Genomic DNA, 14,451 nt, shown 5'->3' on the forward strand with positions numbered 1-14,451 from the left:
GATCCCGAGGTGTTGCAACTTTATCGTTATTTCTGGCAACCTGCTCGTTACGCTGTACCGGAATGGCTGGATAAGCTGGGCTTTCATCTTTCAAACTGCTGGCGTTATGGCGATCGGCCCGAGTTGGATCGTCTTCTTGACAGAGCGTTAAATAGACTAAGAGGAAGCTCTGTTATTCCAGCCTGTTTAAATGACAGGCAAAAACGGCAGGTTCGTCTTGCGCCGCGTATATCGGCATTTGCCTTTGGGCTGGGATTATTCAAACTCAGGTGTAGTGACTATTTTATGCTACCAGAGTATCGGCAATTGCTTCTACAGTGGTTTAGCGAGGATGAGATCTGGCAGCTATATGGTTGGTTGGGGCAAAGAGATGGCAAATTACTTCCTCCGCAAGTGATGCAACAAACTGCATTGCAGATCGGTACCGCCATTCTTAATCGGGAAGCGCATGACGATGCGGTTTTACATGCGCTATTAGTATTATTACCCCCTCCGCAGCGTATACTTTGGCCGAAGACTTCTCTTACCGAGATTATCTTCATGGAGCATTTGCTATGAGTTTTACTTCACTTCCTCTGACGGAAATTAACCATAAGCTACCCGCTCGAAATATTATTGAGTCACAGTGGATAACATTACAATTAACTTTATTTGCGCAAGAGCAACAAGCTAAGAGAGTTTCACATGCTATTGTGAGCTCCGCTTACCGTAAGGCTGAAAAAATCATCCGAGACGCCTATCGTTATCAGCGTGAACAGAAAGTTGAGCAGCAACAAGAACTAGCGTGCTTGCGTAAAAATACGCTGGAAAAAATGGAAGTGGAATGGCTGGAACAGCATGTAAAACATTTACAAGAAGATGAAAATCAATTTCGTTCATTGGTCGATCACGCAGCGCATCATATTAAAAATAGTATAGAACAGGTTCTGTTGGCCTGGTTCGACCAACAGTCGGTAGACAGTGTTATGTGCCATCGTCTGGCACGCCAGGCCACGGCTATGGCGGAAGAGGGAGCGCTTTATTTGCGTATTCATCCTGAAAAAGAGGCATTGATGCGTGAAACTTTTGGCAAGCGGTTTACGTTGATTATCGAGCCTGGTTTCTCTCCCGATCAGGCTGAACTTTCCTCAACACGATATGCCGTTGAGTTTTCACTTTCTCGTCATTTCAACGCGTTACTGAAATGGTTACGTAATGGTGAAGATAAAAGAGGTAGCGATGAATATTAAAATTAATGAGATAAAAATGACGCCCCCTACAGCATTTACCCCTGGCCAGGTTATAGAGGAACAAGAGGTTATTTCGCCTTCAATGTTAGCTCTCCAGGAGTTACAGGAAACGACGGGGGCAGCGCTCTATGAGACGATGGAAGAAATAGGAATGGCGCTGAGTGGTAAACTGCGCGAAAGTAATAAATTCACTGATGCTGAGAAACTGGAGCGCAGGCAGCAGGCTTTGCTGCGTTTGATAAAACAAATACAGGAGGATAATGGGGCAGCGTTGCGTCCGCTTACCGAAGAGAATAGTGATCCTGATTTACAGAATGCGTATCAAATTATCGCTCTTGCAATGGCGCTTACTGCCGGCGGGTTGTCAAAAAAGAAAAAACGCGATTTGCAATCGCAACTGGATACGCTTACAGCGGAGGAGGGATGGGAACTTGCCGTTTTTAGTTTACTGGAACTTGGCGAAGTGGATACCGCTACGCTGTCCTCGCTGAAGCGTTTTATGCAACAGGCGATAGACAACGATGAAATGCCCTTATCGCAGTGGTTCAGACGCGTGGCAGACTGGCCGGATCGCTGTGAACGGGTCCGTATTTTGCTAAGAGCAATAGCCTTTGAACTTAGCATATGCATCGAACCCTCGGAGCAAAGTCGTTTGGCCGCAGCATTAGTACGTTTGCGTCGTTTGCTGTTATTCCTTGGCCTTGAAAAAGAGTGCCAGCGTGAGGAGTGGATTTGCCAGTTGCCGCCTAATACATTACTGCCGCTACTACTCGATATTATTTGTGAGCGCTGGCTTTTCAGTGATTGGTTGCTTGATAGACTTACCGCTATAGTTTCTTCATCGAAGATGTTCAATCGGTTACTCCAACAACTTGATGCGCAGTTTATGCTGATACCCGATAACTGTTTTAACGACGAAGATCAACGTGAACAAATTCTCGAAACGCTTCGTGAAGTAAAGATAAATCAGGTTTTATTCTGATACCTGGCTTTCAATATTTAGGTAAATTGGCTTTCTGGCTCATCATGAGGCGTCAGGATGGATTGGGATCTCATTACTGAACGTAATATTCAGCTTTTTATTCAATTAGCAGGATTAGCTGAACGGCCTTTAGCGACCAATATGTTCTGGCGGCAAGGACAATATGAAACCTATCTAAACTATCATAACGGTCGTATTCACTTATGTCAGATACTCAAGCAAACCTTCTTAGACGAAGAACTGCTTTTTAAAGCGTTGGCTAACTGGAAACCCGCAGCGTTCCAGGGTATTCCTCAACGATTATTTTTGTTGCGCGATGGGCTTGCAATGAGTTGTTCTCCACCTCTTTCCAGCTCCGCCGAGCTCTGGTTACGATTACATCATCGACAAATAAAATTTCTGGAGTCGCAATGCGTTCATGGTTAGGTGAGGGAGTCAGGGCGCAACAGTGGCTCAGTGTATGCGCGGGTCGGCAGGATATGGTTCTGGCGACGGTGTTATTAATCGCTATTGTGATGATGCTGTTACCTTTGCCGACCTGGATGGTTGATATCCTGATTACTATCAACCTTATGTTTTCAGTGATCCTGCTCTTAATTGCTATTTATCTTAGTGACCCTCTCGATTTATCGGTATTTCCGTCTTTATTACTTATTACTACATTATATCGTTTGTCACTCACAATCAGCACATCACGGCTGGTACTGTTACAACATAATGCCGGTAATATTGTGGATGCTTTCGGTAAGTTTGTCGTAGGAGGAAATCTCACCGTTGGGTTGGTCGTATTTACCATCATTACTATCGTGCAATTTATTGTCATTACAAAAGGTATCGAGAGGGTGGCGGAAGTTAGCGCACGTTTCTCGCTTGATGGGATGCCAGGCAAACAAATGAGTATCGATGGCGATTTGCGTGCCGGAGTTATCGATGCAGACCATGCCCGTACATTAAGACAGCATGTCCAGCAGGAAAGCCGCTTTCTCGGTGCGATGGACGGTGCGATGAAATTTGTTAAAGGCGATACGATTGCCGGTATTATTGTTGTTCTGGTGAACATTATCGGCGGTATCATTATCGCTATCGTACAATATGATATGTCGATGAGTGAGGCTGTTCACACTTATAGCGTACTGTCAATCGGAGATGGTTTATGTGGGCAAATTCCATCGCTGCTGATTTCCCTTAGCGCGGGAATTATTGTCACCCGTGTCCCGGGTGAGAAACGCCAGAACCTGGCGACAGAGTTGAGTTCTCAAATTGCCAGACAACCTCAGTCGCTCATATTAACCGCTGTGGTTTTAATGCTCCTCGCTTTAATTCCTGGCTTTCCTTTTATCACTCTCGCTTTCTTTTCAGCGTTGTTAGCATTGCCAATTATCCTCATTCGCCGCAAAAAGTCTGTGGTTTCCGCAAATGGCGTCGAAGCACCGGAAAAAGATAGTATGGTTCCCGGCGCATGTCCTCTAATCTTACGTCTTAGCCCGACGTTACATTCTGCCGACCTGATTCGTGATATTGACGCCATGAGATGGTTTTTATTTGAGGATACCGGCGTCCCTCTCCCTGAGGTGAATATTGAGGTTTTGCCTGAACCCACCGAAAAATTGACGGTACTGCTATATCAGGAACCCGTATTTAGTTTATCTATTCCCGCTCAGGCGGATTATTTATTGATAGGCGCGGACGCTAGTGTGGTGGGTGACAGCCAGACGTTACCGAACGGGATGGGGCAGATCTGTTGGCTTACAAAAGACATGGCCCATAAGGCGCAAGGTTTTGGACTGGACGTTTTCGCGGGCAGCCAACGTATCTCTGCCTTATTAAAATGTGTCCTGCTTCGGCATATGGGAGAGTTTATTGGTGTTCAGGAAACGCGTTATCTAATGAATGCGATGGAAAAAAACTACTCTGAGCTGGTGAAAGAGCTTCAACGCCAGTTACCCATTAATAAAATCGCTGAAACTTTGCAACGGCTTGTATCAGAACGGGTTTCTATTAGAGATTTACGTCTTATTTTCGGCACCTTAATTGACTGGGCGCCACGTGAAAAAGATGTCCTGATGTTGACAGAATATGTCCGTATCGCGCTTCGCCGTCATATTCTGCGTCGTCTTAATCCGGAAGGAAAACCGCTGCCGATTTTGCGGATCGGCGAAGGTATTGAGAACCTCGTGCGTGAATCCATTCGCCAGACGGCAATGGGGACCTATACTGCGCTGTCGTCTCGTCATAAGACGCAGATCCTGCAACTTATCGAGCAGGCGCTGAAGCAGTCAGCCAAATTATTCATTGTCACTTCTGTCGACACCCGACGTTTCTTGCGAAAAATTACAGAAGCCACCTTGTTCGACGTACCGATTTTGTCATGGCAGGAATTAGGAGAGGAGAGCCTTATACAAGTGGTAGAAAGTATTGACCTTAGCGAAGAGGAGTTGGCGGACAATGAAGAATGAATTGATGCAACGTCTGAGGCTGAAATATCCGCCCCCCGATGGTTATTGTCGATGGGGCCGAATTCAGGATGTCAGCGCAACGTTGTTAAATGCGTGGTTGCCTGGGGTATTTATGGGTGAGTTGTGCTGTATAAAGCCTGGAGAAGAACTTGCTGAAGTCGTGGGGATTAATGGCAGCAAAGCTTTGCTATCTCCTTTTACGAGTACAATCGGACTTCACTGCGGGCAGCAAGTGATGGCCTTAAGGCGACGCCATCAGGTTCCCGTGGGCGAAGCGTTATTAGGGCGAGTCATTGATGGTTTTGGTCGTCCCCTTGATGGCCGCGAACTGCCCGACGTCTGCTGGAAAGACTATGATGCAATGCCTCCTCCCGCAATGGTTCGACAGCCTATCACTCAACCATTAATGACGGGGATTCGCGCTATTGATAGCGTTGCAACCTGTGGCGAAGGGCAACGAGTGGGTATTTTTTCTGCTCCTGGCGTGGGGAAAAGCACGCTTCTGGCGATGCTGTGTAATGCGCCAGACGCAGACAGCAATGTTCTGGTGTTAATTGGTGAACGTGGACGAGAAGTCCGCGAATTCATCGATTTTACACTGTCTGAAGAGACCCGAAAACGCTGTGTCATTGTTGTCGCAACCTCTGACAGACCCGCCTTAGAGCGCGTGAGGGCGCTGTTTGTGGCTACCACGATAGCAGAATTTTTTCGCGATAATGGAAAGCGAGTCGTCTTGCTTGCCGACTCACTGACGCGTTATGCCAGGGCCGCACGAGAAATCGCTCTGGCCGCCGGAGAGACCGCAGTTTCTGGAGAATATCCGCCAGGCGTATTTAGTGCATTGCCACGACTTTTAGAACGTACAGGAATGGGGGAAAAAGGCAGTATTACCGCATTTTATACGGTACTGGTGGAAGGCGATGATATGAATGAGCCGTTGGCGGATGAAGTCCGTTCACTACTTGATGGACATATTGTGCTATCCCGGCGGCTTGCAGAGAGGGGGCATTATCCTGCCATTGACGTGCTGGCAACGCTCAGCCGCGTTTTTCCAGTCGTTACCAGCCATGAGCATCGTCAACTGGCGGCGATATTGCGGCGGCGCCTGGCGCTTTACCAGGAGGTTGAACTGTTAATACGCATTGGGGAATACCAGCGAGGAGTTGATACTGATACTGACAAAGCCATTGATACCTATCCGGATATTTGCACATTTTTGCGACAAAGTAAGGATGAAGTATGCGGACCCGAGCTACTTATAGAAAAATTACACCAAATACTCACCGAGTGATCATGGAAACTTTGCTGGAGATAATCGCGCGGCGTGAAAAGCAATTACGCGGCAAGCTTACCGTACTTGATCAGCAGCAACAGACGATTATTACGGAACAGCAGATTTGCCAGACGCGCGCTTTAGCAGTGTCTACCAGACTGAAAGAATTAATGGGCTGGCAAGGTACGTTATCTTGTCATTTATTGTTGGATAAGAAACAACAAATGGCCGGGTTATTCACTCAGGCGCAGAGCTTTTTGACGCAACGGCAGCAGTTAGAGAATCAGTATCAGCAGCTTGTCTCCCGGCGAAGCGAATTACAGAAGAATTTTAATGCGCTTATGAAAAAGAAAGAAAAAATTACTATGGTATTAAGCGATGCGTATTACCAAAGTTGAGGGAAGTCTTGGGTTGCCATGCCAGTCTTATCAGGATGATAACGAGGCGGAGGCGGAACGTATGGACTTTGAACAACTCATGCACCAGGCATTACCCATTGGTGAGAATAATCCTCCTGCAGCATTGAATAAGAACGTGGTTTTCACGCAACGTTATCGTGTTAGTGGCGGTTATCTTGACGGTGTAGAGTGTGAAGTCTGTGAATCAGGGGGGCTAATTCAGTTAAGAATCAATGTCCCTCATCATGAAATTTACCGTTCGATGAAAGCGCTAAAGCAGTGGCTGGAGTCTCAGTTGCTGCATATGGGGTATATAATTTCCCTGGAGATATTCTATGTTAAGAATAGCGAATGAAGAGCGTCCGTGGATGGAGATGCTTCCAACGCAAGGCGCTACCATTGGTGAGCTGACATTGAGTATGCAACAATATCCAGTACAGCAAGGGACATTATTTACCATAAATTATCATAATGAGCTGGGTAGGGTGTGGATTGCAGAAGAATGCTGGCAGCGCTGGTGTGAAGGGTTAATTGGCACCGCTAATCGATCGGCTATCGATCCTGAATTGCTATATGGAATAGCTGAATGGGGGCTGGCGCCGTTATTGCAAGCCAGTGATGCAACCCTCTGTCAGAACGAACCGCCAACATCCTGCAGTAATCTACCACATCAGCTAGCGTTGCATATTAAATGGACAGTTGAAGAACATGAGTTCCATAGCATTATTTTTACATGGCCAACGGGTTTTTTGCGCAATATAGTCGGAGAGCTTTCTGCTGCGCGACAACAGATTTATCCTGCCCCTCCTGTAGTAGTCCCTGTATATTTAGGCTGGTGCCAGCTTACGTTAATTGAACTTGAGTCTATCGAAATCGGCATGGGCGTTCGGATTCATTGCTTTGGCGACATCAGACTCGGTTTTTTTGCTATTCAACTACCTGGGGGGATCTACGCGAGGGTGTTGCTGACAGAGGATAACACGATGAAATTTGATGAATTAGTCCAGGATATCGAAACGCTACTTGCGTCAGGGAGTCCAATGTCAAAGAGTGACGGAACATCTTCAGTAGAACTTGAGCAGATACCACAACAGGTGCTCTTTGAGATCGGACGTGCGAGTCTGGAAATTGGACAATTACGACAACTTAAAACGGGGGACGTTTTGCCTGTAGGTGGATGTTTTGCGCCAGAGGTGACGATAAGAGTAAATGACCGTATTATTGGGCAAGGTGAGTTGATTGCCTGTGGCAATGAATTTATGGTGCGTATTACACGTTGGTATCTTTGCAAAAATACAGCGTAAACCTGATAAGAAAAATAATATGCGAACAATATAATAGCGTTCCAGGTCGTGTCATGAGAGATACAGTATGTCTTTACCCGATTCGCCTTTGCAACTGATTGGTATATTGTTTCTGCTTTCAATACTGCCTCTCATTATCGTCATGGGAACCTCTTTCCTTAAACTGGCGGTGGTATTTTCGATTTTACGAAATGCTCTGGGTATTCAACAAGTTCCCCCAAATATCGCACTGTATGGCCTCGCGCTTGTACTTTCCTTATTCATTATGGGGCCGACGCTATTAGCTGTAAAAGAGCGCTGGCATCCGGTTCAGGTCGCTGGCGCTCCTTTCTGGACGTCTGAGTGGGACAGTAAAGCATTAGCGCCTTATCGACAGTTTTTGCAAAAAAACTCTGAAGAGAAGGAAGCCAATTATTTTCGGAGTTTGATAAAACGAACCTGGCCTGAAGACATAAAAAGAAAGATAAAACCTGATTCTTTGCTCATATTAATTCCGGCATTTACGGTGAGTCAGTTGACGCAGGCATTTCGGATTGGATTACTTATTTATCTTCCCTTTCTGGCTATTGACCTGCTTATTTCAAATATACTGCTGGCTATGGGGATGATGATGGTATCGCCAATGACCATTTCATTACCGTTTAAGCTGCTAATATTTTTACTGGCAGGCGGTTGGGATCTGACACTGGCGCAATTGGTACAGAGCTTTTCATGAATGATTCTGAATTGACGCAATTTGTAACGCAACTTTTATGGATCGTCCTTTTTACGTCTATGCCGGTGGTGTTGGTGGCATCGGTAGTTGGTGTCATCGTAAGCCTTGTTCAGGCCTTGACTCAAATACAGGACCAAACGCTACAGTTCATGATTAAATTATTGGCAATTGCAATAACCTTAATGGTCAGCTACCCATGGCTTAGCGGTATCCTGTTGAATTATACCCGGCAGATAATGTTACGAATTGGAGAGCATGGTTGAATGGCACAACAGGTAAATGAGTGGCTTATTGCATTGGCTGTGGCTTTTATTCGACCATTGAGCCTCTCTTTATTACTTCCCCTATTAAAAAGTGGCAGTTTAGGGTCCGCGATTTTACGTAATGGCGTGCTTATGTCACTTACCTTTCCCATATTACCAATCATTTACCAGCAGAAGATTATGATGCATATTGGTAAAGATTACAGCTGGTTAGGGTTAGTCACCGGAGAGGTGATTATTGGTTTTTTAATTGGGTTTTGTGCGGCGGTTCCCTTTTGGGCCGTTGATATGGCGGGGTTTCTGCTTGATACTTTACGTGGCGCGACAATGGGTACGATATTCAATTCTACAATAGAAGCTGAAACCTCACTTTTTGGCTTGCTTTTCAGCCAGTTCTTGTGTGTTATTTTCTTTATAAGCGGCGGCATGGAGTTTATATTAAACATTCTGTATGAGTCATATCAATATTTACCACCAGGGCGTACTTTATTATTTGACCAGCAATTTTTAAAATATATCCAGGCAGAGTGGAGAACGCTTTATCAATTATGTATCAGCTTCTCTCTTCCTGCCATAATATGTATGGTATTAGCCGATCTGGCTTTAGGTCTTTTAAATCGGTCGGCACAACAATTGAATGTGTTTTTCTTCTCAATGCCGCTCAAAAGTATATTGGTTCTACTGACGCTCCTGATCTCATTCCCTTATGCTCTTCATCACTATTTGGTTGAAAGCGATAAATTTTATATTTATCTAAAAGACTGGTTTCCATCTGTATGAGCGAGAAAACAGAACAGCCTACAGAAAAGAAATTACGTGATGGCCGTAAGGAAGGGCAGGTTGTCAAAAGTATTGAAATAACATCATTATTTCAGCTGATTGCGCTTTATTTGTATTTTCATTTCTTTACTGAAAAGATGATTTTGATACTGATTGAGTCAATAACTTTCACATTACAATTAGTAAATAAACCATTTTCTTATGCATTAACGCAATTGAGTCATGCTTTAATAGAGTCACTGACTTCTGCACTGCTGTTTCTGGGCGCTGGGGTAATAGTTGCTACTGTGGGTAGCGTGTTTCTTCAGGTGGGGGTGGTTATTGCCAGCAAAGCCATAGGTTTTAAAAGCGAGCATATAAATCCGGTAAGTAATTTTAAGCAGATATTCTCTTTACATAGCGTAGTAGAATTATGTAAATCCAGCCTGAAAGTTATCATGCTATCTCTTATCTTTGCTTTTTTCTTTTATTATTATGCCAGTACTTTTCGGGCGCTACCGTACTGTGGGTTAGCCTGTGGCCTGCTTGTGGTTTCTTCTTTAATAAAATGGTTATGGGTTGGGGTGATGGCTTTTTATATCGTCGTTGGCATACTGGACTATTCTTTTCAATATTATAAGATTAGAAAAGATCTAAAAATGAGTAAAGATGACGTAAAACAGGAGCATAAAGATCTGGAGGGCGATCCTCAAATGAAGACACGGCGTCGGGAAATGCAGAGTGAAATACAAAGTGGGAGTTTAGCTCAATCTGTTAAACAATCTGTTGCGGTAGTGCGTAATCCAACGCATATTGCGGTTTGTCTTGGCTATCATCCCACCGATATGCCAATACCACGCGTCCTGGAAAAAGGCAGTGATGCTCAAGCTAACTATATTGTTAACATCGCTGAACGCAACTGCATCCCCGTTGTTGAAAATGTTGAGCTGGCCCGCTCATTATTTTTTGAAGTGGAACGCGGAGATAAAATTCCTGAAACGTTATTTGAACCCGTTGCAGCCTTGTTACGTATGGTGATGAAGATAGATTATGCGCATTCTACCGAAACACCATAAATGCTTTTGGTATGCTTCTTCAGGCCACTGCGAAGGTTAAGAGGGTAATAGCGTATAGAGCAGTGCTTGACGATAAAGGTGAGAGACTGAAAATAATCGCTTTTAGCCTGGCACAAGCACCAGATAGCGTATTTTAAAATTAAACAAGATAATGGATTGGTGCGTCTGAATGGACTCGAACCATCGACCCCCACCATGTCAAGGTGGTGCTCTAACCAACTGAGCTACAGACGCATTAAAATGATGGTGCGTTCAATTGGACTCGAACCAACGACCCCCACCATGTCAAGGTGGTGCTCTAACCAACTGAGCTATGAACGCAACGTTGTAGGTGACAACGGGGACGAATATTAGCGTCACAACCGCAATGAGGCAAGAGGGAAATCGCAATTTTCTTCCTGAAATCACCTGATTGCGGTGGAAATATGCAACATGTCGAGAAAATAGCCGCCATGCGACGGCTATCGTCGTATTATCGCGCAGCGCGCTGCAAAATGATGGCGGACGGCTGACGTTGTAGATAGCGCATCCGTAGCATCATTAACACCGCCGCCGAGGTCAGGCCGATGATGAACCCCATCCAGAAGCCTGCCGGTCCCATACGATCCACCACCAAATCCGTTAACGCCAGGATATAACCGCTGGGTAAACCTAACACCCAGTAGGCGGTAAAGGTGATAAAAAAGATGGAACGCGTATCTTTATAACCGCGCAGAATACCGCTGCCGATAACCTGTATAGAGTCGGAAATCTGGTAAACCGCAGCGAGCAGCATTAATTGCGCGGCAAGCGCCACGACCTCAGGGTTGTCATTGTAGAGCAAAGCAATATGCTTACGCAGAGTAACGGTAAAAATAGCGGTAACCACAGCCATACAAATGCCGACGCCTAAACCGGTACGCGCTGCGGTTTGCGCATCCAGCGTTGAGCCCTGGCCCAGACGATAACCCACTCGAATCGTTACCGCCGCAGCCAGCGACATCGGCAGTACGAACATCAGCGAGCTAAAGTTAAGCGCAATCTGATGACCGGCGACATCCACAATACCTAATGGCGAAACCAGCAGCGCAACGACCGCAAATAACGTCACTTCAAAGAACAGCGCCAGCGCAATCGGCAACCCCAGTTGAATCAGGCGCTTCATGACGATGCTATCAGGTTTGCCAAAGCCTTTTTCATTACGAATATCACGCATTGAACGCGCGTGTTTAATGTAAGAAAGCATGGCGATAAACATCACCCAATAGACCGCCGCAGTCGCAACGCCGCAGCCGATACCGCCGAGTTCCGGCATACCAAAATGGCCATAGATAAAAATATAGTTCACCGGAATATTCACCAGCAGGCCCAAAAATCCCATCACCATACCCGGTTTGGTTTTGGCCAGACCTTCGCACTGGTTTCGCGCTACCTGAAAGAAAAGGTATCCTGGCGCGCCCCACAGCAGCGCGCGAAGATAACCCACGGCTTTATCGGCCAGCGCCGGATCAATATTATGCATAGAGCGGATAATGTATCCGGCATTCCACAGGACGATCATCACCAGCACGGAGACAAAGCCCGCCAGCCAGAACCCTTGTCGAACCTGATGCGCGATACGCTCACGACGGCCGGAGCCATTGAGTTGCGCAATCACAGGCGTCAAGGCCAGCAGTAAGCCGTGACCAAACAAAATGGCGGGAAGCCAGATAGAGGTGCCGATAGCGACGGCAGCCATGTCCGTAGCGCTATAGCCTCCCGCCATGACGGTATCGACGAATCCCATTGCGGTCTGTGCCACTTGCGCAAGGATCACCGGTATCGCTAACGCTAATAACTGACGCGCTTCACTGGTATACTTCTGCACGTATTCACCTTTTATTTTGTTGTTATATGAAAGACTAAAAAGCCGCCGTAGTGGCAGCCAAAAGAAATAGCAGGGGAAATTTCAGTCTATTGTAGCGGGGTATTACTATTTCTCCAGTGAAAAAACAGTTGTTAACGGCGCATTGCTGGCAAGCTGTTTTTCCACCTGCTATTGTGCTGAACAGTTCTGCTTTTATTTATTTCAGGAGTTGAAGATATGTTTACGGGGATCGTACAGGGTACCGCGAAACTGGTATCGATTGATGAAAAACCCAACTTTCGCACCCATGTGGTGACGTTACCGGACTACATGCTGGAGGGGCTGGAGACGGGGGCGTCGGTAGCGCATAACGGATGCTGTTTGACGGTGACTGAAATAAACGGCAACCAGATAAGTTTTGATCTGATGAAAGAAACGTTGCGCATCACCAATCTGGGCACGTTGAGGGTAGGTGATGAGGTCAACGTAGAGCGTGCCGCTAAATTCAGCGATGAAATCGGTGGTCATCTGATGTCGGGGCATATTATTACGACGGCGGAGATCGCGAAAATCCTGACCTCCGAAAATAACCATCAGGTGTGGTTTAAAGTGCAGGATGCGTCCCTGATGAAGTATATCCTGTACAAAGGCTTTATCGGCGTCGACGGCATCAGTTTGACCGTCGGCGAGGTAACGCCAACGCGCTTCTGCGTGCATCTCATTCCGGAAACGCTGGAACGTACTACGCTTGGCAGAAAAAAACTGGGTGAGCGTGTGAATATCGAGATCGATCCGCAAACGCAGGCGGTTGTCGATACCGTAGAACGCGTACTGGCTGCGCGAGAAAATGCGGTCAGAAATCAGGCCGACATTGGCTAACGGAAAATAAGATTCCCCCGCATGAAATGCGGGGGAGATGATTAGCGAGGAACGCGCAGTCCGTTTTCAACGCCGCGCGTAAATACCACCTGCCAAAGCTGGATATCACGCGCGCGAAACGCACCCGCGCAGGCGTTGAGATAATAGCTGAACATACGTTTAAAGCGCTCGTTATAATTGCCCGCAATCTCTGGCCAGGCATTGATAAAGCGCTCATGCCACGCCATCAGAGTCGTGTCATAGTCGGCGCCAAAGTTATGCCAGTCTTCCATTACAAAGTGTGATTCGCTGGCCTCGGCGATTTGACGAACAGACGGCAAGCAACCGTTGGGGAAAATATACTTATTGATCCACGGATCGACATTATGATCGGTTTTTTTAGAACCAATAGTATGGAGCAGGAAAAGACCATCCGGTTTTAAATTCCTGTCAACAACCTCAAAATAGGTGTTGTAGTTTTTTGGCCCGACATGTTCGAACATGCCGACGGAGACGATTCGGTCAAACTGATCGTTAAGGTCGCGATAATCTTCCAGGAGAATGGAGACATCCAGACCTTCGCAACGCGTCTGCGCCATTTTTTGTTGTTCAGCGGAGATCGTTACGCCCACCACGCTAACGCCATAATGGGTCGCCATATATTGCGACAGACCGCCCCAGCCGCAGCCGATATCCAGCACACGCATCCCCGGTTGTAGCTGTAGCTTTTCGCAAATTAATTTCAGCTTGGCTTGCTGTGCCGCTTCCAGCGTATCGGCATCTTTCCAGTAGGCGCAAGAATATTGCATATAGGGATCGAGCATACGGGAAAAAAGGTCATTACCAAGATCGTAATGTTCCTTGCCGACAATCCAGGCGCGTTTTTTACTTTGTAGATTAATCAGACGCGCGCCGAGGATACGGAGCGTATCTTTAACATGGTGGGGGAGTTGATTTTCAAGACCGGCACGTAAGACTTTGCTGAAGAAAATATCCAGACGCTCGCATTCCCACCAGCCATCCATGTAACTCTCACCTAACCCCAACGATCCTTCCTGAAGGACGCGTTTAAAAAAATCGGGATTCTTAACACGAATGTCAGACGGGGCGGAACCATTAATTGTAATATCCGCGCGACTTAACAATTCGTTGGCGATTCGGTACCAGTTATCATCCGGTACGCTGACTTCTTCTATACACGATGAACTCATAGTTTCTCCATCACTGGACGGTGATCAGAACCTTAAAACAGCGTAGACGCTTTTTTGGCTTTGTGAGAAATCCCACGGACAATTCCGTGAGCCAGTTATCCG

Annotated in this window: 16 protein-coding genes and 2 tRNA genes; 14 read left to right on the top strand and 4 right to left on the bottom strand. The window is 46.3% G+C overall.

Features of this window, described 5'->3' with window-relative positions:
* The first annotated feature begins 9 nt into the window (after positions 1 to 9).
* The 13 genes from J1G48_RS10530 to ssaU all read left to right on the top strand — a co-directional run bounded on the left by J1G48_RS10530 (position 10) and on the right by ssaU (position 10,455).
* Positions 10 to 558 (top strand): type III secretion system domain-containing protein, encoded by a 549-nt coding sequence (locus J1G48_RS10530; RefSeq protein ID WP_001526945.1) that lies wholly within the window; start codon positions 10 to 12, stop codon positions 556 to 558.
* Positions 555 to 1,229, top strand: a complete 675-nt coding sequence (gene ssaK / locus J1G48_RS10535) for an SPI-2 type III secretion system apparatus protein SsaK (protein ID WP_000011203.1) — start codon at positions 555 to 557, stop codon at positions 1,227 to 1,229. The genes J1G48_RS10530 and ssaK overlap by 4 nt, the downstream gene beginning before the upstream one ends.
* Positions 1,195 to 2,211: an SPI-2 type III secretion system apparatus protein SsaL gene (gene ssaL / locus J1G48_RS10540; RefSeq protein WP_000238880.1), complete on the top strand. Its 1,017-nt coding sequence runs from the start codon at positions 1,195 to 1,197 to the stop codon at positions 2,209 to 2,211. Before ssaK ends, ssaL begins: the two co-directional genes overlap by 35 nt.
* Positions 2,212 to 2,268: 57 nt before the next feature.
* The gene (gene ssaM, locus J1G48_RS10545) at positions 2,269 to 2,637 is read left to right on the top strand and encodes an SPI-2 type III secretion system apparatus protein SsaM (protein ID WP_000383702.1); all 369 of its coding nucleotides are present in this window, start codon (positions 2,269 to 2,271) and stop codon (positions 2,635 to 2,637) included.
* A complete protein-coding gene (ssaV, locus tag J1G48_RS10550) occupies positions 2,622 to 4,667 on the top strand; it encodes an SPI-2 type III secretion system apparatus protein SsaV (RefSeq protein WP_001258231.1) in 2,046 nt (681 codons plus the stop codon). The genes ssaM and ssaV overlap by 16 nt, the downstream gene beginning before the upstream one ends.
* Positions 4,657 to 5,958, top strand: a complete 1,302-nt coding sequence (gene ssaN, locus J1G48_RS10555; protein WP_000787216.1) for a SctN family type III secretion system ATPase SsaN — start codon at positions 4,657 to 4,659, stop codon at positions 5,956 to 5,958. The genes ssaV and ssaN overlap by 11 nt, the downstream gene beginning before the upstream one ends.
* A 2-nt stretch (positions 5,959 to 5,960) precedes the next feature.
* On the top strand, positions 5,961 to 6,338 hold the full coding sequence (ssaO, locus tag J1G48_RS10560; protein ID WP_000449094.1) for an SPI-2 type III secretion system apparatus protein SsaO: 378 nt from the start codon (positions 5,961 to 5,963) through the stop codon (positions 6,336 to 6,338).
* Positions 6,319 to 6,693: an SPI-2 type III secretion system apparatus protein SsaP gene (gene ssaP / locus J1G48_RS10565; RefSeq protein WP_001223304.1), complete on the top strand. Its 375-nt coding sequence runs from the start codon at positions 6,319 to 6,321 to the stop codon at positions 6,691 to 6,693. The genes ssaO and ssaP overlap by 20 nt, the downstream gene beginning before the upstream one ends.
* Entirely contained in the window at positions 6,674 to 7,642 is a 969-nt protein-coding gene (gene ssaQ, locus J1G48_RS10570; protein WP_000944182.1) for an SPI-2 type III secretion system cytoplasmic ring protein SsaQ, read from the top strand. The genes ssaP and ssaQ overlap by 20 nt, the downstream gene beginning before the upstream one ends.
* A 67-nt stretch (positions 7,643 to 7,709) precedes the next feature.
* On the top strand, positions 7,710 to 8,357 hold the full coding sequence (ssaR, locus tag J1G48_RS10575) for an SPI-2 type III secretion system export apparatus protein SsaR (RefSeq protein ID WP_000056368.1): 648 nt from the start codon (positions 7,710 to 7,712) through the stop codon (positions 8,355 to 8,357).
* Positions 8,354 to 8,620 carry an SPI-2 type III secretion system apparatus protein SsaS gene (ssas, locus tag J1G48_RS10580; RefSeq protein ID WP_000999982.1) on the top strand — a complete coding sequence of 89 codons (267 nt, stop codon included), beginning with the start codon at positions 8,354 to 8,356 and terminating at the stop codon, positions 8,618 to 8,620. The genes ssaR and ssas overlap by 4 nt, the downstream gene beginning before the upstream one ends.
* Positions 8,621 to 9,400 (top strand): SPI-2 type III secretion system apparatus protein SsaT, encoded by a 780-nt coding sequence (ssaT, locus tag J1G48_RS10585; protein WP_000068766.1) that lies wholly within the window; start codon positions 8,621 to 8,623, stop codon positions 9,398 to 9,400.
* On the top strand, positions 9,397 to 10,455 hold the full coding sequence (ssaU, locus tag J1G48_RS10590; protein WP_001291714.1) for an SPI-2 type III secretion system apparatus protein SsaU: 1,059 nt from the start codon (positions 9,397 to 9,399) through the stop codon (positions 10,453 to 10,455). The genes ssaT and ssaU overlap by 4 nt, the downstream gene beginning before the upstream one ends.
* Before the next feature lie 157 nt (positions 10,456 to 10,612).
* Here the strand turns inward: ssaU and J1G48_RS10595 are convergent.
* The 3 genes from J1G48_RS10595 to mdtK form a co-directional block, all read right to left on the bottom strand.
* Positions 10,613 to 10,689: transfer RNA gene (locus J1G48_RS10595), tRNA-Val, on the bottom strand.
* A gap of 10 nt (positions 10,690 to 10,699) precedes the next feature.
* Positions 10,700 to 10,776, bottom strand: a tRNA-Val gene (locus J1G48_RS10600).
* Positions 10,777 to 10,927: 151 nt separating this feature from the next.
* The gene (gene mdtK, locus J1G48_RS10605; protein WP_001175071.1) at positions 10,928 to 12,301 is read right to left on the bottom strand and encodes a multidrug efflux MATE transporter MdtK; all 1,374 of its coding nucleotides are present in this window, start codon (positions 12,299 to 12,301) and stop codon (positions 10,928 to 10,930) included.
* Between the two features lie 216 nt (positions 12,302 to 12,517).
* On the opposite strand from mdtK, the gene J1G48_RS10610 reads away from it, so the two are divergent.
* Positions 12,518 to 13,159, top strand: a complete 642-nt coding sequence (locus tag J1G48_RS10610; protein WP_000493976.1) for a riboflavin synthase — start codon at positions 12,518 to 12,520, stop codon at positions 13,157 to 13,159.
* 41 nt (positions 13,160 to 13,200) lie between these two features.
* Here J1G48_RS10610 and cfa read toward each other — a convergent pair whose 3' ends face one another.
* The gene (gene cfa, locus J1G48_RS10615) at positions 13,201 to 14,349 is read right to left on the bottom strand and encodes a cyclopropane fatty acyl phospholipid synthase (protein ID WP_000098879.1); all 1,149 of its coding nucleotides are present in this window, start codon (positions 14,347 to 14,349) and stop codon (positions 13,201 to 13,203) included.
* Positions 14,350 to 14,451 lie beyond the last annotated feature (102 nt).

This window comes from Salmonella sp. SAL-020, from assembly GCF_017372215.1.
In the GTDB taxonomy this organism is placed as follows: Bacteria; Pseudomonadota; Gammaproteobacteria; order Enterobacterales; family Enterobacteriaceae; genus Salmonella; species Salmonella enterica.